General features: G+C 48.8%; 2 protein-coding genes. Both read left to right on the top strand.

Features of this window, described 5'->3' with window-relative positions; genetic code table 11:
• The coding region (locus CIK04_RS34780) for a hypothetical protein (RefSeq protein WP_325205985.1) at nt 1-228 on the top strand (228 nt) is incomplete at its 5' end.
• A 120-nt stretch (nt 229-348) separates the two neighbouring features.
• Complete coding sequence (locus CIK04_RS34775) at nt 349-621, top strand: hypothetical protein (RefSeq protein ID WP_325205984.1); 273 nt, start codon at nt 349-351, stop codon at nt 619-621.
• Nucleotides 622-674: the final 53 nt, after the last annotated feature.

The raw sequence follows: 674 nt of genomic DNA, 5'->3' as shown, positions 1-674 counted from the left end.
GGTTACATGCCGCAAGCTATCCCGTTCTTTTTGACTCAACAGTCACGGCGAGAAAAACCTTTGGGAATGGATTTTGAACAGCTTTGGTCTGATTTCCAAGCTCATATTTATGAGAAATACCAAGGCGATCTTGCCACCATGATGGAGCAAGCCGTCATTGGTGAGGGGAAAGTACACCGCCCCATTTATGCAAGTGTTTACCGCAACGGACAATGGTGTTTTGGTTAACGTCGACAATGGTGAGGATGCGAGTGAACTGAGGTTGTTGGACGATGGCAGTGATGAGCGCGTGGAGCTCACTGACTAAACGAAAACATCAACTCGCTCGATTTCCATCCTCAAAGTGGGGTGCTGGCGACGCGTTCTATCGCTTATGCCGATGGCCGAGTGCTGAGCGATGTTTATCTTTATCAAGATGATCGTTGGCAAGCGTTGACAGAGAAGCAGCGTTTTCGCAGCGCTAAATGGCTCCCTGATGGCCAGCGTTACTTAGCTACACGTAAGGTGAATGGTCTCAGTGAACTGTGGTTAATGACTGCACGACAAGCAGAAAAGCCGGTTCAGCAAATTTGGCAGGCACGATTGGTGACGTACTTGGGTGGATTTGCAGTGTCTCAGTGATGGTCGTTTTATCGTGGCGAGTGTTAAACGATCGAGTGAAGGTTGGAACCTTG

This window comes from Vibrio sp. 03_296 (assembly GCF_002265885.1).
The sequence above is the reverse complement of the archived record's forward strand: the minus strand, read 5'-3'. Positions and strand labels throughout refer to the sequence as shown.